A 551-nucleotide genomic window follows, 5' to 3' on the forward strand; every position below is an offset into this window, starting at 1 on the left:
ACCAATATTGCCGAGCATACGACTAAAGTGGCGCCAACGCCAAATAAAAACTTTCCTGTCGCCTGCTGGCGCTTACTTTGGCGATAACCTTGATAAAGCTGATCCATACGCTGGTTCATCGCTTTACCCTGTTTGAGGCTATCGTAAAGTAGCTCCGGCAGCTCCGGCAATTTCTCCGCCCAAAATGGCGCGCGATCTTTGATTGAATTAACCAAAGCTTGCGGGCCCACTTGATTCATCATCCATTCTTCAAGGAATGGCTTTGCGGTCTCCCACAAATCGAGCTGCGGATATAATTGTCTACCAAGCCCCTCAACGTACAGCAGCGTTTTTTGCAGCAGCACTAATTGAGGTTGCACTTCCATATTAAAGCGACGTGCGGTGTTGAACAGGTTCAACAGCACATGTCCAAAGGAGATTTCACACAGTGGCTTAGCAAAAATTGGCTCACACACAATGCGAATCGCGAACTCAAATTCATCAACATTGGTATCTGCCGGAACCCAGCCTGAATCAACGTGCAACTCCGCCACTCGGCGATAGTCACGATT

Annotated in this window: 1 pseudogene; it reads right to left on the reverse strand. The window is 48.3% G+C overall.

Annotated elements, in window-relative coordinates:
- Positions 1–551: pseudogene (ubiB, locus tag R7040_RS29110) on the reverse strand (ubiquinone biosynthesis regulatory protein kinase UbiB); the annotation flags it as partial.

This window comes from Vibrio sp. 1069 (assembly GCF_033340555.1).